This window comes from Neptuniibacter sp. QD34_54, from assembly GCF_047778055.1.
Classification (GTDB): Bacteria; Pseudomonadota; Gammaproteobacteria; order Pseudomonadales; family Balneatricaceae; genus Neptuniibacter.
Genome location: NZ_CP180546.1, coordinates 945022 through 963345 on the forward strand (window position 1 = coordinate 945022; position 18324 = coordinate 963345).

General features: G+C 44.6%; 17 protein-coding genes. 4 read left to right on the plus strand and 13 right to left on the minus strand.

The features are described 5' to 3' along the window. Window positions 1-36: 36 nt before the first annotated feature. A complete protein-coding gene (locus tag ACMXYP_RS04060) occupies window positions 37-1563 on the minus strand; it encodes a tetratricopeptide repeat protein (RefSeq protein ID WP_415883733.1) in 1527 nt (508 codons plus the stop codon). Between the two features lie 212 nt (window positions 1564-1775). Between ACMXYP_RS04060 and ACMXYP_RS04065 the strand changes: the two genes are divergently transcribed. Continuing rightward, the gene (locus tag ACMXYP_RS04065; RefSeq protein ID WP_415883734.1) at window positions 1776-3428 is read left to right on the plus strand and encodes a FecR domain-containing protein; all 1653 of its coding nucleotides are present in this window, start codon (window positions 1776-1778) and stop codon (window positions 3426-3428) included. Continuing rightward, window positions 3428-4546, plus strand: a complete 1119-nt coding sequence (locus ACMXYP_RS04070) for a CHASE2 domain-containing protein (protein ID WP_415883735.1) — start codon at window positions 3428-3430, stop codon at window positions 4544-4546. Before ACMXYP_RS04065 ends, ACMXYP_RS04070 begins: the two co-directional genes overlap by 1 nt. Window positions 4547-4574: 28 nt before the next feature. On the opposite strand, the gene purD is transcribed toward ACMXYP_RS04070, so the two are convergent. The 9 genes from purD to aroQ all read right to left on the minus strand — a co-directional run bounded on the left by purD (window position 4575) and on the right by aroQ (window position 13247). Further along, the gene (purD, locus tag ACMXYP_RS04075) at window positions 4575-5861 is read right to left on the minus strand and encodes a phosphoribosylamine--glycine ligase (protein ID WP_415883736.1); all 1287 of its coding nucleotides are present in this window, start codon (window positions 5859-5861) and stop codon (window positions 4575-4577) included. A 113-nt stretch (window positions 5862-5974) separates the two neighbouring features. Next, a complete protein-coding gene (gene purH / locus ACMXYP_RS04080; protein ID WP_415883737.1) occupies window positions 5975-7555 on the minus strand; it encodes a bifunctional phosphoribosylaminoimidazolecarboxamide formyltransferase/IMP cyclohydrolase in 1581 nt (526 codons plus the stop codon). 37 nt (window positions 7556-7592) lie between these two features. Beyond that, window positions 7593-7877 carry a DNA-binding transcriptional regulator Fis gene (gene fis, locus ACMXYP_RS04085; RefSeq protein WP_415883738.1) on the minus strand — a complete coding sequence of 95 codons (285 nt, stop codon included), beginning with the start codon at window positions 7875-7877 and terminating at the stop codon, window positions 7593-7595. A gap of 22 nt (window positions 7878-7899) precedes the next feature. Further along, entirely contained in the window at window positions 7900-8886 is a 987-nt protein-coding gene (gene dusB / locus ACMXYP_RS04090) for a tRNA dihydrouridine synthase DusB (RefSeq protein ID WP_415883739.1), read from the minus strand. Between the two features lie 149 nt (window positions 8887-9035). Then, window positions 9036-9914, minus strand: a complete 879-nt coding sequence (locus ACMXYP_RS04095; protein WP_415883740.1) for a zinc-ribbon and DUF3426 domain-containing protein — start codon at window positions 9912-9914, stop codon at window positions 9036-9038. 6 nt (window positions 9915-9920) lie between these two features. Next, window positions 9921-10817: a 50S ribosomal protein L11 methyltransferase gene (gene prmA / locus ACMXYP_RS04100; protein WP_415883741.1), complete on the minus strand. Its 897-nt coding sequence runs from the start codon at window positions 10815-10817 to the stop codon at window positions 9921-9923. 127 nt (window positions 10818-10944) lie between these two features. Beyond that, on the minus strand, window positions 10945-12285 hold the full coding sequence (gene accC, locus ACMXYP_RS04105; protein WP_415883742.1) for an acetyl-CoA carboxylase biotin carboxylase subunit: 1341 nt from the start codon (window positions 12283-12285) through the stop codon (window positions 10945-10947). Between the two features lie 32 nt (window positions 12286-12317). Next, window positions 12318-12767, minus strand: a complete 450-nt coding sequence (gene accB, locus ACMXYP_RS04110; RefSeq protein WP_415883743.1) for an acetyl-CoA carboxylase biotin carboxyl carrier protein — start codon at window positions 12765-12767, stop codon at window positions 12318-12320. Between the two features lie 39 nt (window positions 12768-12806). Continuing rightward, entirely contained in the window at window positions 12807-13247 is a 441-nt protein-coding gene (aroQ, locus tag ACMXYP_RS04115) for a type II 3-dehydroquinate dehydratase (RefSeq protein ID WP_415883744.1), read from the minus strand. Between the two features lie 315 nt (window positions 13248-13562). Here aroQ and ACMXYP_RS04120 point away from each other — a divergent pair, with 315 nt between their 5' ends. Next, window positions 13563-14333, plus strand: coding sequence for a ParA family protein (locus ACMXYP_RS04120; RefSeq protein WP_415883745.1), 771 nt, complete (start codon window positions 13563-13565; stop codon window positions 14331-14333). Between the two features lie 69 nt (window positions 14334-14402). Here the strand turns inward: ACMXYP_RS04120 and ACMXYP_RS04125 are convergent, their stop codons facing one another. The 3 genes from ACMXYP_RS04125 to ACMXYP_RS04135 all read right to left on the minus strand — a co-directional run bounded on the left by ACMXYP_RS04125 (window position 14403) and on the right by ACMXYP_RS04135 (window position 16669). Beyond that, window positions 14403-14870: a hypothetical protein gene (locus tag ACMXYP_RS04125; protein ID WP_415883746.1), complete on the minus strand. Its 468-nt coding sequence runs from the start codon at window positions 14868-14870 to the stop codon at window positions 14403-14405. 157 nt (window positions 14871-15027) lie between these two features. Next, a complete protein-coding gene (gene ppa / locus ACMXYP_RS04130; protein WP_299180651.1) occupies window positions 15028-15561 on the minus strand; it encodes an inorganic diphosphatase in 534 nt (177 codons plus the stop codon). A gap of 106 nt (window positions 15562-15667) precedes the next feature. Beyond that, window positions 15668-16669, minus strand: coding sequence for a class 1 fructose-bisphosphatase (locus tag ACMXYP_RS04135; protein WP_415883747.1), 1002 nt, complete (start codon window positions 16667-16669; stop codon window positions 15668-15670). A 259-nt stretch (window positions 16670-16928) separates the two neighbouring features. On the opposite strand from ACMXYP_RS04135, the gene mpl reads away from it, so the two are divergent. Further along, window positions 16929-18302, plus strand: coding sequence for a UDP-N-acetylmuramate:L-alanyl-gamma-D-glutamyl-meso-diaminopimelate ligase (gene mpl / locus ACMXYP_RS04140; protein ID WP_415883748.1), 1374 nt, complete (start codon window positions 16929-16931; stop codon window positions 18300-18302). Window positions 18303-18324 lie beyond the last annotated feature (22 nt).

Below are 18324 nucleotides of genomic sequence, written 5' to 3' on the forward strand. Positions count from 1 at the left end.
AAAAGCCCCTATAGAGAGGAGCTTTTTTATATTTGATTACTTCAGTAAACCTAAGCTTCTTTCGAGGCTGATTTTCCATTGATCGTCGACTTTAACTAACATTAAACGCTTTTTAACCGCATCTTTATAGTTATCAGACTGATAATGCTGATTAAAGTGTGCTTCAGCTAAATTGTCTCTCAGCATTTTGATGTTGATCTGATTAAGTTCCACACGAATAAACTTAGGTTTGTTTAAACGTTGAGTGCGTTGTTTAACCCACTGCTGGTGGTTTAGCTTAGCATTTGGGCGGTAAAGTGCGGTGTAAGAGTTTACATAGCCCGCATGGTTTTTGTTGCTCCAAGCATCAGCCCAATTATTGATATGTGCTAATACTTCTGACTCTGGAAGAACTTGAGTTTCCAGTTTTGGCGCTTCAGGTACTGCATTTGTTTGTTCTTTTATTTTGGCTACTTCTTTCGCAGGAGCTTCTGCATTGGCGGCAGTAACAATCGTTGGCTCGCTCACAGCGACAACAACTGGCTTATCTTTAGCCTTAGCTGGTGTTTCTATTTTTGATTCAGGATCCGAAGTAATCGTTGTTAGAGTAGCAACTGGAGTCTGTTCTTTAGGTATAACAGGTTTTATAACCTGAACGTCCACTTTAGCTTTTTCTACTGCAGCAAGTTTTACTGGCTGTTGAGGTGCTGCCACCACCATAGGATTAGAAGGGCTGCCTTGGATTGTTGGAGTTTGGTTAATCATAGCAAGGTTTGGCCCTTGCTCAGCTGAATTTAAATCCAATGCCTTATTGTAGGCTTGTGATGCTAGCGTTGCATAAAGTTCTTTTAAGTTAACATGCACTTGTGCGTAGCTTGGGTGAGTCTGGAACGCTTGCTGAAGTGTTTCTATTGCTTGAGGGAAATTACCCTCTTCGGAATAGATAACAGCCAAGTTGTTGAATGCCTCTGGGCGATCAGGATGAGATTTCATCAGGCTTTGGAAGATAGCCTTGGCAGCCGCTTTATCACCTTTATTACTTAGGATAATGCCTTTGGTCAGTTGTGCTGACGGAAGGTTAGGTTGCTGTGCTAAAAAAGCATTAATTTGGGTTAATGCTTCTTGGTGGTTACCCTGTTGGCTTAATTTTAAGCTTTGTTCGATTGCAGGTGATGAACTAGCTGCAGCAGGCTTAGTAACGCTTACTGTAGTGATATATTCACGAGAGTCTTCGGTGATAACCGGTTTGGCTTGCGGACGAAGTTGTCCGCTATGTGCGGCTCCTTTCTCTTCAGCTATCCATTTTTTGACTTCTGCAAGTTTAGTCTTCATCCACTCTTCATCGATCTCAGCCGTACGCATGTCAGCTTGATCAGTTGCTTTTTCCGGATCACAACTGTAATCGTTTGTACGCCCACCCTTGTAGCAGAAGCCTTCAGGGATTGGTTTGACTGCTTCGGTGCTCGCGCTATCTGATTTGATATTTGAGGAAGTGTTACAGCCGGTCAGTAGCGAAACTGAAATGATTGTACCAATGGTCGTACGTAATAAATTTTTACCGTTGTTTAATTCGAATTTCAGCATGGATTAAGGCAAGTAATAAGATGATGAAGTAGAAGATTATACGCATATAACGATTGATGTCATATTCAAACAGTTGTTTTCAATAGTGGCCGAACTTTTTAATAAGTGGGAGAATGTATTCTCATGAGAATACAGGGTGCTATGGGCAACTTTTTACCCATTAGGTACTAAACCTTACGCATTGAGTTGGTGTTTAAACAGGAACTCGCCGAGTGATTAAACTAACGAAAAGTTACGCCTTAATATTTTCCATACTCTTCTCTCAGGTTTCATTTGCTGAGCAGAAAAATGAATGGGGTTACGCAATGCAACCCGGCGAATCAGTCTGGAGTGTGGCGCATGAGCTGCTTACCGATTGGAGAGAATGGAAAACGATAGAGCGCCTAAATAATGTGCGTAATGATCGTCAAATGTCTCCAGGCACTGTTTTAAAAATTCCGCGTAATCTAATTCAAGAAAAGCGCTCTGATATCAAAATCCTGGATGTGAATGGAGATGTCACGGCGCAGGTTAAATTGCGTGAAGGAAAAGCCAAAGCGTTACTTCCTTTGAGTCGTGGTCAGAGTTTATCTCAAGGTGACTTGATCAAAACAGCTGCACAAGCTTCGGTATTACTAGAGTTTGATGATGGTACTCAGGTGCTATTACTGGGCGAAAGTGTGCTTCGTATTGAACAAGCAACGGTGATCGGAAACAAGCGTAAGGTTGTCGATATCAAAGTTTTCCTAGAGGAAGGTGAAGCTGAAATTCGTGCCAATCCAGCTAAAGTTCCGGGTTCTCGTTTCTTGATCGATACGCCAGTTGCTTTTGCTACGACTAAGGGCACTACCTACCGAGTGAGAGCTGAAGGGGAAAGTACAGCAGCCGAGGTTACTCAAGGTTTAATTGGTGTAGGTAACAAGTTAGGCGCTACCAATGTCCGTCAAGGGTACGGAACTTTGACTAGGGCTAATCAGCCCCCTAAAAAACCGAAAAAGCTTCTACCAGCGCCTGAATTGCCGGAAATAGATAATGTGATCCGTTATCTACCGGGGAAACTGGCTTGGAATAAGCTGGATGGTGCTGCTCAGTACCGTAGTCAAATCTCTCCGGACCAAGCATTCACGGCAATTGTATACGACCAGATTTCTGCTCATCCAAAAATGGGTTTACCTGCGGCCTTAGAAGATCGCTCCTATTGGATTCGTGTGAGTGCAATCAGTGCTGACGGTTTGCAGGGATTATCTGCGTTAAAGCAGATTAATATTGAAGCGCGTCCTTTCCCGCCTGTCCGTCAGGGACCTATGCCTTCTGACTCTCTCTATGTTGGTGACATTGAATTTAGTTGGTCTAAACCAGAATTGGCCGATTCATTTGTTTTTGAGATTGCTAGAGATCAAAGCTTTACTGAGATTGTCGATAAACAAGATAATATTACGGAGACTCAGCTTGTTGCAGTTGTGTCAGAGCCGGGTAATTTCTTCTGGCGCGTGAGTAGTGTAACGGCAGAAGGTAAGCGTGGTCCTGTTGGTCATGCGGGTGCGTTTAAAGTAAAACCCGTTCCTCCAAAGCCGGAGATGAGAGAGCCTGTAAGCAGTGAATCAGAGATCTCTTTTAGTTGGCAGGAAGAGGAGGGTGTAAGTTTCTATCAGTTACAGCTTGCAAAAGATAAAGCGTTTAAGCAGCTTGTTGTTGATAACAAAACTGAGCAGGCAAGTTTAGCGATAGATAAGCCGCAAGCAGGTACCTACTATTTACGCGTTAGGTCTATCGACGCTGAAAATTACGCGGGTGAATGGACAGAACCTCAAGAGGTGGTTCAGCCGGTAGAGAATTGGTGGCCAATGATCATTAGTGGATCACTCTCTCTGCTCTTGCTGTTGTAATGCTGGTTCGTTTCAAGCAGATACTCTTGCTAATCCCGCCATTACTCTGCGTAGTCATGGCGGGATTGTCTTCTCTGCCTGAAACGTTTGATCGCTTTATTTATGATGCTTTGGCCAGGCATTATTCCCCAATTAATTTTCAAGATCGTTCAGTTGTTTTAATCGATATAGATCGTCGTAGTTTAGAGGCGTTTTCTGGCTGGCCTCTTGATCGCTCTATTCATGCTCAAGCAATCGAGCAGCTCAGTTCTGCTCAAGTTTCTTCTGTCACTTACAATGTTGCCTTCATTGCTTACGGAGGTCCTCAAAATGCCTCTGATAACGCTTTGCTAAGTGCAATTCGTCAAAATGGCAAAGTTATTTTGCCTATGCTCGCAGAGAAAAATCAGGAGTTATTGCCCTTCAATGGCCTCAAGTTGAGTGGTGCAAAAGTAGCGCACTCGGAGCTTCCGTTAGATTCTGATGAGATGTTAAGGCGTAACTATATGCATGCGGGTATTGGTTTTCCTCGCTGGCCTAATGTCCCTTTAGCGACTTTAAGTATTTATGCGCCTGTAAAAGCAGATGATTTCTCTGGATTAAGAAGTCCCTATCTTAACTTAGGATTTAGTCGTCGATGGAGTCGAGATTATGAGGTGTTGATTCCTTTGGGGGTCGATAAGTTTCTGCAACAGACACCGCGTTATAGCTTGGTTGATTTAGTTACTGGTCAAGTAGATTCGGGTACTTTAAAGAATAAGGCTGTTTTTATTGGCATTGCTGATGCTCAACTCGAACCTAAAAAAGCCCTAGCTCAGGGAATGTTCTCTGCTACTGAGATCCATGCGTTTAATTTTGCTGTATTAAATAAAGGCTATGCTCTATCGCCATCGTTGCCAATCTGGGCTGTAGCTCTAGGGGTTTTAGCTACATTTTGTGTTGGTTTGGTTGGTTTGGTTACGATGCCAATTTGGTTGAAATTATCGTTTATTGTTACGGGCGGAATATTGGTGACGGTGCCGTTGATGATGGTTAGTGTGGGCTATTGGCTCAGTTACTTACCCATGTTGGTAGGGCTGGTATTGGTAAGCATCATGAGTGGCGCTAGATTCTTATTGGCAAAAAAAAGCCCTGAATGATCAGGGCTTTTTCAGAGACTATTTTCGCTTATCTATTTTGTTCACGAGCAATTGCGCGGTAAGCAATGTCTTTACGGAAGTAAGCGCCTTCCCAACTAACTTTCTCTAGCAATTCATAGGCACGTTTCTGTGCTTCTGTAACTGTTTCGCCAAGTGCTGTTACGCAAAGTACGCGACCGCCTGCAGTCACAACGTTCTCACCATCAAGCTTAGTGCCAGCGTGGAAGATTTTAGTGCCTTCAGGGCATTCTGCAGGGAAAGAGATTACATCGCCTTTGCCGTAGTCACCTGGGTAGCCGCCTGCTGCCATAACAACGCCAACAGATTTACGCTCATCCCACTCAGCCGTTGTGTCAGCAAGCTTCTTATCAAGTGCTGCATTACATAGATCAACCAAGCTGGATTTTAGGCGTAGCATAATTGGTTGAGTTTCAGGATCACCGAAACGGCAGTTGTATTCGATAACTTTTGGTGTGCCGTCTGCTTGGATCATTAGACCAGCATATAGGAAACCTGTGTACTCATTGCCCTCAGCTTTCATGCCATTAACTGTTGGCATGATTACTTCGTCCATGATGCGCTGATCGATCTCTGCTGTAACAACTGGAGCAGGGGAGTAAGCGCCCATGCCGCCTGTGTTCAGGCCAGTGTCGCCATCGCCTACACGTTTGTGATCTTGGCTTGTTGCCATTGGCAGAACGTTGTCACCGTCAACTATAACGATGTAAGACGCTTCTTCACCTTCTAGGAATTCTTCGATAACTACACGGCTGCCAGCATCACCAAATGCGTTGCCAGCTAGCATGTCTTTGATCGCGTCTTCAGCTTCAGTAAGCGTCATCGCAACGATTACGCCTTTACCCGCCGCAAGACCGTCAGCTTTAACTACGATAGGTGCGCCTTTTTCACGAACGTAAGCCAGTGCAGGCTCAATTTCAGTGAAGTTTTCGTACTCAGCGGTTGGGATCTGTTGACGCGCAAGGAAATCTTTAGTGAAAGCTTTAGAGCCTTCTAGTTGAGCAGCACCTTCACTTGGGCCGAAGATGCGCAGATCTTCTTTCTGGAAGTGATCAACGATACCAGCAACTAGCGGTGCTTCAGGACCAACGATGGTTAGGTCTACACTGTTTTCTTGAGCGAAAGTGCGTAGGCCATCTAGATCCATCACGTCGATAGCAACGTTTTCCATTTTGTCTTCTTGAGCTGTCGCAGCGTTACCTGGAGCTACGAAAATTTTAGCAACGTTTGCGTCTTGTGCTGCTGCCCAAGCAAGTGCGTGTTCACGACCGCCAGAACCAATAATTAGTACGTTCATTCTGTAATCCTTCTATGTAGAAAACCCCGCATCCAGTGTTTCTCTGGATCGGGGTTTAGGGCAATAAGCCTAAAGGGGATAAACCTAATTGAAGGCTTATTGCTATCTAATGCTTAGTGACGGAAATGGCGCATTCCAGTGAAGACCATTGCCATGCCGTGCTCGTCAGCTGCGTCAATAACTTCTTGATCGCGCATAGAACCACCCGGCTGAATAACTGCTTTAATACCTGCAGCTGCTGCAGAATCGATACCGTCGCGGAATGGGAAGAAAGCATCGGATGCCATAACGGAACCTTTAACTTCTAAACCTTCATCAGCAGCTTTGATACCTGCAATCTTAGCACTGTATACGCGGCTCATTTGACCTGCGCCGATGCCGATTGTTTGGCCATCTTTAGCGTAAACGATAGCGTTAGACTTAACGAACTTAGCTACTTCCCAGCAGAATAGAAGATCACGGATCTCTTGCTCTGTAGGTTGTACTTTAGAAACAACTTTTAGTTCAGATGCATCTACACGGCCAAGATCAAGATCTTGCACTAGTAGACCGCCGTTAACGCGCTTGTAGTCGAAACCGTGTGCACGGTTAGCTGACCACTCACCACACTCAAGTAGACGAACATTTGGCTTAGTCGCCACGATGTCAGATGCTTCTTGAGTTACTTTAGGTGCGATGATCACTTCAACGAATTGACGGTCAACGATAGCTTTCGCAGTGTTGCCATCTAATTCTTGGTTGAATGCGATGATGCCACCAAAAGCAGACGTTGGGTCAGTTTGGAAGGCACGGTTGTAAGCTTCTAGAATGTCAGCACCAACCGCTACACCACATGGGTTAGCGTGTTTAACGATAACACAAGCTGGTTCTTTGAACGATTTAACACATTCTAGTGCCGCGTCAGTGTCTGCAACATTGTTGAAAGACAATGCCTTGCCTTGTAGTTGGCGAGCTGTAGAAACAGATGCTTCAGCTGGCTCTTCTTCAACGTAGAAAGCAGCACGTTGGTGAGGGTTTTCACCGTAACGCATATCTTGTGCTTTAACGAACTGAGTGTTGAAAGTACGTGGGAAGTCAGCAGGCTTCTCATCTTCGCCTTCAACGATCGCGCCTAGGTAGTTAGCAATCATGCCGTCATAACCAGCAGTATGTTCAAAAGCTTTTACTGCTAGGTCAAAACGAGTTTTGTGCGTTAGACCTTTTTCGGAATCGAGTTCAGCAACAACATTGTCATAGTCAGAAGCATTAACAACGATTGCTACATCTTTATGGTTTTTCGCTGCAGAACGAACCATTGTTGGACCACCGATGTCGATATTTTCAATCGCCATAGGTAGATCGCAATCAGGGCGTGCGATAGTTGCAGCAAATGGGTAAAGGTTTACAACCACCATATCGATTGGGTTGATGCCATGCTCAGACATGATGCCATCATCCTGTCCGCGGCGACCCAAAATACCACCGTGCACTTTAGGGTGCAGAGTTTTAACACGGCCGTCCATCATTTCAGGGAAGCCTGTGTAATCGGATACTTCTACTGCAGGAATGCTATTTTCCTTAAGTAGTTTGTAAGTACCGCCAGTAGAAAGGATTTCAACGCCGCGAGCGTTTAGGGCTTGTGCAAACTCAACGATACCTGTTTTGTCAGATACGCTGATCAGTGCACGGCGAACGGGAGTGATGTTCTGTGCCATTGTGTCTGGATTCCGAGTAGTCTTAAAAAATTGTGGATTAAAGCAAGCCGTACTGTTTTAGCTTTTTACGCAGCGTACCGCGGTTAAGGCCTAACAGTTGGGAAGCTTTAGTCTGATTATCTTTTGTGTAAGTCATCACTGTTTCGAACAGTGGTGCTTCAATTTCAGAAAGAACCATTTGGTACACGTCTGTCACTGGCTGACCGTCAAGCTGACGAAAATAGTTGTTCAGTGACTGCTCTACATTGTCACGTAGAGTCTGGTTAGTAGCTTCTGCTGGGTCGGACACGAGAGCCGGTTGCTTAATTTCTTTGTATTCCACAGTACTAAATATCCAATCTAAACTAGGCCGCAACGTTGTTTGCTAAAGCTTCATCGAAATATTTTTCGATAGCTGCGGCCTGATCTGCTGCTGTTTCTATAATATTAAATTGCTTGCGAAAGCTACTTCCGTTTGGCTGATTCTGCAGATACCACCCTACATGTTTTCGCGCGATACGAACGCCCATGTAGTCACCATAGAAACTATGTAGTTCCTGCAGATGAGCTAACAGAATTTCTCTAATCTCAACTAGTGATGGAGGGGGCAGGATTGTACCTGTTCGCAGATAATGATCAATCTCTCTAAACAGCCAAGGTTGACCTTGTGCTGCACGACCGATCATTACTGCAGAGCAACCAGTATGCTTAAGTACCCATTCTGCTTTTTCAGGAGAAGTGATATCTCCATTAGCAAAGACGGGAATGGATATAGCGTCAGCAATACGGGCGATAGTGTCGTATTCTGCCGTTCCCTTATAGCCGCAACGACGTGTGCGGCCATGAACTGCCAGTGCTTGAATACCTGCGTCTTCAGCTATTTTCGCAACAGTTAAACCGTTACGATTGTCTTGATCCCACCCTGTGCGGATTTTCAGTGTGACTGGAACATCCACTGCCTGAACAACAGCATTGAGAATGTCTTTAACCAGTGGCTCATCCTTAAGTAATGCAGAACCTGCAGCTTTATTGCACACTTTCTTCGCAGGGCAACCCATATTGATATCAATAATCTGGGCGCCGCGTTCTACATTCATTGCCGCAGCGTGGGCCATCATCTCTGGGTCGCCACCCGCGATCTGAACAGATCGAGGTTCGGCTTCACCGCTATGATTTAGACGAAAAGCAGACTTTCGTGATTTCCATAAGCGAGTATCAGATGTAACCATTTCCGAGACTACTAGACCTGCGCCCATACGTTTGCATAACTGCCTAAATGGTTGGTCAGTCACGCCAGCCATTGGTGCAAGAATCACCTGACTGTCAATGATGTATGAACCGATCTGGAACATAGCGAGCCTTAAAAATAGTTAATAAACACCCGCAGCGTCACGAATGACACTGTTAGTTGAGTGATTAGGGAGGCGAACAATCATACTCCTTAGCGCTAGGGTCTCCAAGGATTTTTTTGATGATTTTTTGAACAATTTACCTTGATTTTTTATAGCGCTGGCGCTAGTAGTTCAAGTTGGTAATTTATGCCACGCATGCCGGGAGACATTAGGTCTAGGGAGATCTGAATGGGTTGATGAGTAGGCATGGACTTCAGGTTAACAGCTGATCGATCTAGATAGGATTCAGGCTGAAGCGTTCGACTTGCAACAGGTCGACCTTTGAGATCTGAAAATGCTATATGAAGAGCCGGATAAGGCTGGTTATGATTCGCTTCATTTATTAGGACTAAATCAATAGTTATTGCATCAGCGATTTCTGAATGCGGGCGAATTAAAAATTGTTGATTGGTTATTTTAGCGGTATCGACTCGCGTGGGAATATTGCAATCAATATGTTGGCAGACTGTGTCATATAGAGGTCTATATGTGTGAGTCCAATATAGGTCACCACGGTTAAACCAAAGATGCTGAGCTATTAACGTTAAGGCTGCTAAAACACAGCCAATGAACCACCAAGGTGAAGATGTGCCATTGTTAGTACTGCGATTTAGTACAACAGGTTCTGTTTCTATGGTCAGGGTTGGCACATCCGCAGGTGCGACGGTTTTAATCAGCTCTTCTTGGCCTTTTATAGGGAGTGATCTAGCAGTATCGACTGATTTTTCAGTTGATGGTGTTTCTGTCGTAAGATTTAAGTCTAAATCTAATTTATTAAAGGTGTTTGTTGTTTCGTCTTTCCTGGTTGTGACTTTAGGGGGGGGGACTTGTTCTGCGGCTTTCGGTTTCAGTTCATGTTCTATAGCACAAAAGATAACTAGACAGGCACCGCACCTTACCTGTCCGTTAGCTACCTTTAATTGTCCAGGTGTAACTCTAAATTGAGTTTCACAGCTTGGACATTGAGTGATTATGCTGCTTTTTTGCATCTGGATTTAACTGTGTTTTGTTCCTGTAACACGAATCCAACCCTCTTTTTCGGCGATAGGGTCAAGGTCAAACCATTCACTATAAGTATTAATGATCTCTGTAGCTTGTGGGCTTAATAGGCCTGATAAGCAGAGTTTACCGCCAGGGCTCACCAATGCTTCAAGTGTAGGTGCTAGTTGGACCAATGGTCCAGCTAGAATATTAGCTACTAGTACCTCAGCTTTCTCAGAAGGCGTATTTTCTGGCATGTAAACATGCAAAGAGTCATCTTCTAGACGGTTACGGGCGAGGTTGTCTTTTGTTGCTTGCAGCGCTTGGGGGTCGATGTCGACGCCGATTGCTCGTTTTGCACCGAGTAACAAGCCTGCAATTCCCAAAATACCTGAGCCGCAACCATAATCAATTAAGAAATTAGTGTTGCTGATATTTTGATCTAGCCACTCTAAACACAAGGCGGTAGTTGGGTGTGTGCCTGTACCAAATGCAAGGCCTGGATCGAGCATCAGGTTAACCGCATCTGCTTGAGGTGGTTCTCGCCAGCTCGGGCATACCCATAGGCGTTCCCCAAATTGCATCGGATGGTAGTTATCCATCCACTCTCTTTCCCAATCCTTGTCTTCGAGAATTTCTGCTTTGATAGAAGGGGCAGGGAGCTCAGGGAATAGCTGTTCATGGCCTTGCTTAATATATTTTAGTGTCTCTTCTAGATCATGCTCCGCTGAGAAAAGGCCGGTAATAGTTGTGTTTTTCCAAAGCGGGGTAGTGCCAAGGTCAGGCTCAAAGATAGGCTGATCTTCACTGTCTTCGAAGGTGACGGCAGCGCAGCCAGCACTGAGTAATAAATCTTCGTAAGGTTCAGATTGATCGGGATTGGTTTTGATTTTGATCTGCAACCAAGGCATTAGTTTTCTTCCATATCAAGCGCTTAGATGAATTTATAGTATCGGTCATAATTGCAGATAAGAACAGAATGTTTTGGCGCTAGAGAATAAAAAACCCGCCGAGGCGGGTTTTTTGATTGGATTTCGCTTACAGACCTAGCTTCTTCTCAAGGTAGTGGATATTGACTCCACCTTCTTGGAATTTAGCGTCACGAACAATATCTTGCTGTAAAGGAATATTGCTGCGAATGCCATCAACTAGCATCTCACCTAACGCAATTTCCATACGCTTAAGTGCGGTCTCACGATCTTCGCCGTAGCTGATCAGCTTAGCAATCAGAGAGTCGTAATGAGGTGGAACTGTATATCCGTTGTATAGATGAGAATCTACACGGATACCGTTACCGCCTGGCGCGTGGAAGTGTTTAACTGTACCTGGGCTAGGCAGGAAGGTCTTAGGATCTTCTGCATTGATACGGCACTCGAAGGAGTGGCCCTGTACTTTAATATCTTCCTGTTTCAGTGAAAGAGGGTAGCCAGACGCAATGCGTAGCTGTTCTTTTACGATATCTACACCAGTGATCATCTCAGTAACAGGATGTTCTACCTGTACACGAGTGTTCATTTCGATGAAGTAGAAGCCGCCATTTTCGTATAAGAATTCGAAAGTACCTGCACCGCGGTAGCCAATCTCTATACATGCATCAACACAAGCTTGAAGTACTTGAGCGCGTGCTTCCGGATCTAGGTGAGGGGCTGGTGCTTCTTCAACAACTTTCTGGTGACGACGTTGCATAGAACAGTCGCGGTCGTATAGGTGAACTGCGTTGCCTTGACCATCAGCTAGTACTTGAACTTCCACGTGACGCGGATTTTCTAAGTATTTTTCCATGTATACCGTGTCATCACCGAAAGCTGCAGCAGCTTCGGATTGGGTTACATGGATAGAGCTGATTAGGGACGCTTCAGAGTGAACAACGCGCATACCACGGCCACCACCGCCGGCAGCGGCTTTGATGATTACTGGGTAACCGATACGGCGAGCTATCTCGTGAATTTCTTCAGGGTTGTCAGACAATGCACCGTCTGAACCTGGAACGGTTGGTACGCCTGCAGCTTTCATCGCTTCGATTGCAGAAACTTTATCACCCATTAGGCGGATAGTTTCAGCTTTAGGGCCGATGAAGGTAAAACCTGAGCGCTCAACCTGTTCAGCAAAGTCAGCGTTTTCTGCTAAGAAACCGTAGCCAGGGTGAATGCCTACAGCGTCGGTTACTTCAGCAGCAGCAACAATTGATGGGATGTTTAGGTAACTTTTAGGCGATGGAGCAGGGCCAATGCAGACAGCTTCGTCAGCTAGGCGCACATGCATTAAATCGCGATCTGCCTGAGAGTGGATAGCAACGGTTTTGATATCCAGCTCTTTGCAGGCGCGAAGGATACGAAGCGCAATTTCGCCTCGGTTCGCAATCACTACTTTATCGAGCATCGAATGGAGATCCTTGCTTTTGCGTTAGAGGCTTAAACGATAGTAACCAGTGGCTGGTCATATTCAACAGGCTGGCCATCTTCAACTAGGATAGCTTCGATTACGCCTGCTTTGTCAGCTTCAATTTGGTTCATCATTTTCATTGCTTCAACGATGCAGATTACGTCGCCAACTTTAACTGTCTGACCTACTTCAGCAAATGCTGGAGAGCTTGGGGATGGTGCAGTGTAGAACGTACCAACCATTGGAGACTTAACAACGTGACCTGAAGTTTGAGGTGCTTCTGGTGCAGCTTCGGCTGCTGGAGCAGGTGCTGCAGCTGGAGCAGGCGCTGCAACAGCAACAGGTGCTGCAACAGGGGCAGCAACTACGCTAGAGCCACGGCTGATGCGTACGGACTCTTCACCTTCTTTAATTTCGATTTCGTTAATGTTGGATTCTTCCAACAGTTCAATCAGCTTCTTGACTTTACGAATGTCCATTCTGACTTATATCTCTCTAAACTATCAGTATATTGTTTATTATTCGGCAATCTTTCGAACAGCAGATTGCAAAGCAAATTCATATCCCTGTGCACCTAAACCACAAATTACGCCATCAGCTACATCTGAGAGATAAGAATGATGACGGAAAGTTTCGCGAGCGTGGACGTTGGATAAGTGAACCTCAATAAAAGGAATACTTACGCCCAATAATGCATCGCGAAGGGCAACACTTGTGTGAGTAAAAGCAGCGGGATTTATAATTATGTAAGCAATACCTTCGTCCTGAGCTGCATGGATGCGTTCGATCAGGACATATTCGCGGTTGCTTTGGCAATGAACCAACTCGTGCCCACTCTTTTTGGCTTGTTCAACCAAATTTTGGCAAATGTCATCCAATGTATCTGATCCATATACTTCAGGCTCACGCTTCCCAAGAAGGTTGAGATTAGGGCCGTTTAGTAGCAGGATCTTTGCCATGACTAATTTCCAGAAAGTGGGCTATTTTTCACGATTGAGCCCATAGTTTGCCGTAGTCTCTTTATCTTGTCTACATCTAAGCAAGTTTTTGCTGTTTTGCTTCATTTTTACCGAAAATGCCTTCTAAATCCCTACGAAACATGAATATAAAATGAATTTTTGCTGCTTTGTTGTATTTGGTTCTTCTAATATTCGTTCTTTTGACTATAGTTTGAGGTTTTTAGCTACAAGTTTGTTGACGTTGTCTTCAATATTGTGGATATTGCAATGCGGAAGTTGTGTTTAAACAAAGGCAGCAAGTGAAGGATTCTGATAATGATTAGACGGGTTGTATTTAACCAGAAGGGTGGCGTTGGTAAATCCAGCATCGCAATTAACCTAGCGGCGATCAGTGCGGCGCGCGGTAAGCGTACTTTGGTTATTGATTTGGATCCTCAGTGTAATTCTAGTCATTATTTGTTAGGTGAAGATTATCAAGAGGTTACGCCGGATATACGTGACTTCTTTGAGCAGACACTCACGTTTCAGTTGAAGCCCGAAGGACCTGAATATTTTATTCACCAGACCCCCTATGAAAATTTGAGTGTGATGCCGGCAAATGCAGAACTGGGTGACCTTCAGTCCAAGCTGGAGTCTAAGCACAAGATTTATAAACTGCGTGATGCCTTAGATAAGTTGGCGGATGATTACGATGTGGTTTATATCGATACACCTCCTGCATTTAACTTTTATACCTTATCAGCGCTAGTTGCTTCCGATCGCTGTTTGATCCCGTTTGATTGCGATGAATTTGCTCGTCAGGCTTTATACAGCTTGTTGGCGAATGTGCATGAAACCCGTGAAGATCATAATGATAAGCTGGAAGTTGAGGGGATTGTGGTGAATCAGTTCCAGCCTCGAGCGAGCCTACCAAAACGTATTGTGGGTGAGTTACTGGATGATGATTTGCCTGTGCTAGAAACCAAAATCTCTGCATCGGTTAAAATGCGTGAGTCTCACGATGATACTTGTCCGTTGATTCATTTTGCACCTAAGCACAAACTGACTCAGGAATTTGTGACGCTATTCGAAGAGTTAGCTCACTAATATTTAGGTTGTGACATTGGACATAAAAAAAGCTGCATCAATGCAGCTTTTTTATGTTTGAAGGATGCCTTAGCAGGCTTGTTCTTCTTTCTTCGGTGCGTTACAAGCAAGCTCTTCTGGTGCAACGATTGCGCTACCAATAAGTAATGAGCCTTTGTGCTCACCAACATACATCTTTGTGGTGGAGCGCTTGTTTTTATTGTCGATGAAGACAATGTTAAGTTGACCAGAGGGTTTTAAATTCAGCTCATAGGTTTTGCCATCTTGAACATAGCTAGGGTTTGTTCCCTCAGCAATAGGTTCAATGAAAATACGACGAATCTGACGGCCTTTGAAACCAGATTTAATATATTTCTGTAATGAGCGACGAGACTCCTTGTCGACACCTTCCCAGTTAATCAGATTAAAAATACCTTGAGCATCACGGCTGCCAAAAGAGTTGAGGTAATTTTGTACCAACTCACGGTTCTGATCGGCGAAAGCGCTGTTGGAGATCAGGATTGCGAAAGCAGTAATAAGTGTCTTTCGAAGTGTCATTTTTCACCTCTGTTTTTATGAATTTCCTGAGACAGCTGTGCTTAGTATATATTTTTTTAAGCTTACGAAAAGCTGAATGGCTATATGTGAGGGAATTTTATGTAATAAAAAACCCCGCGAAGCGGGGTTTTTTGAATAAGATTGGCAAAAGAGAAACTTATTTAGCTTCTTCGTACGCCTTAACGCCAGCAACGATAGCTTCTTTAGCTGCTGCTGCGTTGCCCCAACCTTCAACTTTAACCCACTTGCCTTCTTCTAGACCTTTGTAGTTTTCGAAGAAGTGCTTGATGCGGTCAAGTTCTAGCTGCGGAAGATCTTCAATGTCGTTCACATCACGGTAAGCTTTAGTTAGCTTGTCGTGTGGTACAGCAACTAGCTTAGCATCTTCACCAGCTTCGTCTGTCATGTTAAGAACGCCTACTGGGCGGCAACGGATAACAGAACCAGCGATTACTGGGTAAGGAGTCAGAACTAGTACGTCTAGTGCGTCGCCATCGTCAGCTAGTGTGTTGTTGATATAACCGTAGTTAGCTGGGTAGAACATTGGTGCAGCCATGAAACGGTCAACGAAGATCGCGTCTTCTTCTTTCTCGATCTCGTATTTAACCGGAGAGCTTTCTGCCGGAATTTCGATGATTACGTACAGATCGTTTGGCAGATCTTTACCTGCTGGTACTTGTGCGAAGCCCATGTTTGTCTTCCTGTAAGTAGTTTTGAAAAGGTTACATCTAAAGTCTGGGGATTATGTCCCAGACTTTAGCGGTTATGAATACTACTTAAAGCTGAAACGTATAACTTTAAGTATTGAGTTTAGCTGCTTGACCGTCACCAGATTCAGCGTGGTATGACAGCAGAGTCTCTACTTCATTTTTAGAACCGAGTGCTACACCGCTACGTTGGTGAATATGAGTAGGCTCTAAATCCATGATATTTTTGTAGCAAGTGCTAGAGATGCCGTCAGCTTGCTCAATCAGCATGCTCATTGGGTTGCCTTCGTACATTAGGCGAAGTTTGCCCGGCTTAGTTACGTCACGGCTATCCCATGGGTAGCAGAAAATGCCACCACGAGTAAGTACACGGTGAACTTCAGCAACCATAGACGCGATCCAACGCATGTTGAAATTTTTGCCACGTACACCTTCGGAGCCTTCTAGAAGGTCGCCAACATAGTTGCGCATCTCTTCTTCCCAGAAGCGATGGTTTGACATGTTGATCGCAAACTCTTTAGTGTCTGCCGGGATAGTCACATTTTCTCGAGTCAGGATGAAATCACCTGTATGAGCCAATGTGAAGAAGTTAACGCCATGGCCTGTTGTCAGTGCAAGAATAGAGGACTGACCGTATAGTACATAACCTGCTGCAATCTGCTTGCGGCCTGTCTGTAGGTAGGCTTCGTCAGAACTTGGGTCCATACCTTCTGGTAGTTCTAGGATGGAGAAAATAGTGCCCACTGAAACGTTAATGTCGATATTTGAAGAACCGTCTAGTGGATCGAAAATCACTAGGTATTTGCCTTCAGGATTACCGGCTACAGGATGGTCTTCTTCCTCGGATGCCAAGCCTGCTACTAGAGGATTATCTAGTAAGAATTTTTTCAGAAGATCGTTTGCGATCACGTCCATTTTTTTCTGGGTTTCACCCTGAACGTTGGTGTTGTCTGTGGATCCCAAAACTCCAGCTAATTCACCTTCACGAAGTTGGATCGCAACTTCTTTACAGGCAAGCATTAAGGTGCCAATCAAATCAACTAATTTGTCTTCGGTTTCCTGTTGTTTCAGGAACTGGCTCAGCAGAAGCATTCTTGTATTTTCTCTCAAATAGAGTGGTTGGAAAGTTGGCTGGGAATTTTACGTGAAACTTTGATGAAATGCATGGGGTGTTGAGGTATTTCGGTTAAGAAATGCTCAGTATTTTGGCGAAGGAATAGGGATTTTTCCGCAATCTTAAAAATAGTCGTGTATGCGGGCTGCTATCTGAGACCCAAAACAGGCAATTTGGCTGTGAGGCCGGTTATTAAAACTGCTATGATGACGGTCGCTTTTTTGAAGGAGTATACGGGTGCATATTCATATTCTAGGTATTTGCGGAACCTTTATGGGATCGCTGGCAATATTGGCTAAACAGCTAGGACATAAAGTGACGGGTTCTGATCAAAATGTGTACCCGCCTATGAGTACGCAGCTTGAATCCCAAGGTATCGAACTAATTCAAGGATTTGATCCTTCGCAATTTACACCAGAACCCGATCTGGTTGTTGTGGGTAATGCTATGTCCCGCGGTAACCCAGCGGTTGAATATGTACTGAATAAAGGGCTGAAATATACCTCTGGCCCGCAATGGTTATCAGAACATCTCCTTCAAGATAAATGGGTGTTAGCAGTATCAGGCACCCATGGTAAAACTACGACTTCAACTATGCTGGCTTGGATTTTAGATCATGCAGATATGAAGCCTGGTTTCCTGATCGGTGGTGTGCCGTTGGATTTCGGCGTTTCAGCTCGTGTAGGTGATTCCCCTTTTTTTGTCATTGAAGCTGATGAGTACGATACCGCTTTCTTTGATAAACGTTCCAAGTTTGTTCACTACCACCCACGTACCCTGATTATGAATAATTTGGAGTACGATCACGCTGATATATTCCCTGATTTAGCGGCAATTCAGAAACAATTTCACCATGTCGTAAGAATCGTGCCTGAAAATGGTCAGATTGTTCTTCCGCAAGGGGAGAGTGCGTTAGAAGAAGTTATCGAGATGGGCTGTTGGACCGAGGTGTCCAGAACTAGTTTAGAGTCTGATAACAGTGAATGGCAGGCGAAATTACTGAGTGAGGACGGCAGTCAGTTTGAAGTGCTCCACCAAGGAAAAGTGCAGGGTACTGTTACTTGGCAGATGACAGGTCGCCACAACGTTAACAATGGTTTAGTTGCTATTGCTGCGGCGAGAAACGTTGGCGTTCAGCCTCATCATGCGGTGGAAGCGTTAAATGCATTTGCAGGAGTTAAACGTCGTATGGAGCTGCTTGATACCGTTGCAGGAGTCTCTGTTTATGATGACTTTGCGCATCACCCAACTGCAATTAGCACTACTTTGCAGGGCATTCGAGCACAGGTTGGAGATGCTAAAATAGTAGCAGTGGTTGAGCCTCGCTCAAATACGATGCGCTTAGGTACGCATCAATCTTGGTTGGCTGAGTCGGTCGAGTTGGCAGACCAAGTTTGCTGGTATCAGCCAGAAGGTTTGAACTGGTCTCTCGATAAAGTCGTAGAACAATGCCAAGTGCCGGCGCAGGTATTCACGCAAACACAAACACTTATTGATGAACTGGTACCGACGCTAGAACCAGATACTCACATAGTCATTATGAGTAATGGTGGTTTCGAAGGTATTCATCAGCGCTTATTGGCAAAGCTGCGTGAGCGTTTTGAAGGTTAGTTATTCAAATTAGGTTTTAATA

What these genes read in the sequence shown, in the direction of transcription:
- ACMXYP_RS04060 (WP_415883733.1), bottom strand. Translation starts at nt 1,563, where the DNA reads ATGCTGAAATTCGAATTAAACAACGGTAAAAATTTATTACGTACGACC.
- ACMXYP_RS04070 (WP_415883735.1), top strand. Translation starts at nt 3,428, where the DNA reads ATGCTGGTTCGTTTCAAGCAGATACTCTTGCTAATCCCGCCATTACTC.
- purD (WP_415883736.1), bottom strand. Translation starts at nt 5,861, where the DNA reads ATGAACGTACTAATTATTGGTTCTGGCGGTCGTGAACACGCACTTGCT.
- purH (WP_415883737.1), bottom strand. Translation starts at nt 7,555, where the DNA reads ATGGCACAGAACATCACTCCCGTTCGCCGTGCACTGATCAGCGTATCT.
- dusB (WP_415883739.1), bottom strand. Translation starts at nt 8,886, where the DNA reads ATGTTCCAGATCGGTTCATACATCATTGACAGTCAGGTGATTCTTGCA.
- ACMXYP_RS04095 (WP_415883740.1), bottom strand. Translation starts at nt 9,914, where the DNA reads ATGCAAAAAAGCAGCATAATCACTCAATGTCCAAGCTGTGAAACTCAA.
- prmA (WP_415883741.1), bottom strand. Translation starts at nt 10,817, where the DNA reads ATGCCTTGGTTGCAGATCAAAATCAAAACCAATCCCGATCAATCTGAA.
- accC (WP_415883742.1), bottom strand. Translation starts at nt 12,285, where the DNA reads ATGCTCGATAAAGTAGTGATTGCGAACCGAGGCGAAATTGCGCTTCGT.
- accB (WP_415883743.1), bottom strand. Translation starts at nt 12,767, where the DNA reads ATGGACATTCGTAAAGTCAAGAAGCTGATTGAACTGTTGGAAGAATCC.
- aroQ (WP_415883744.1), bottom strand. Translation starts at nt 13,247, where the DNA reads ATGGCAAAGATCCTGCTACTAAACGGCCCTAATCTCAACCTTCTTGGG.
- ACMXYP_RS04120 (WP_415883745.1), top strand. Translation starts at nt 13,563, where the DNA reads ATGATTAGACGGGTTGTATTTAACCAGAAGGGTGGCGTTGGTAAATCC.
- ACMXYP_RS04125 (WP_415883746.1), bottom strand. Translation starts at nt 14,870, where the DNA reads ATGACACTTCGAAAGACACTTATTACTGCTTTCGCAATCCTGATCTCC.
- ppa (WP_299180651.1), bottom strand. Translation starts at nt 15,561, where the DNA reads ATGGGCTTCGCACAAGTACCAGCAGGTAAAGATCTGCCAAACGATCTG.
- ACMXYP_RS04135 (WP_415883747.1), bottom strand. Translation starts at nt 16,669, where the DNA reads ATGCTTCTGCTGAGCCAGTTCCTGAAACAACAGGAAACCGAAGACAAA.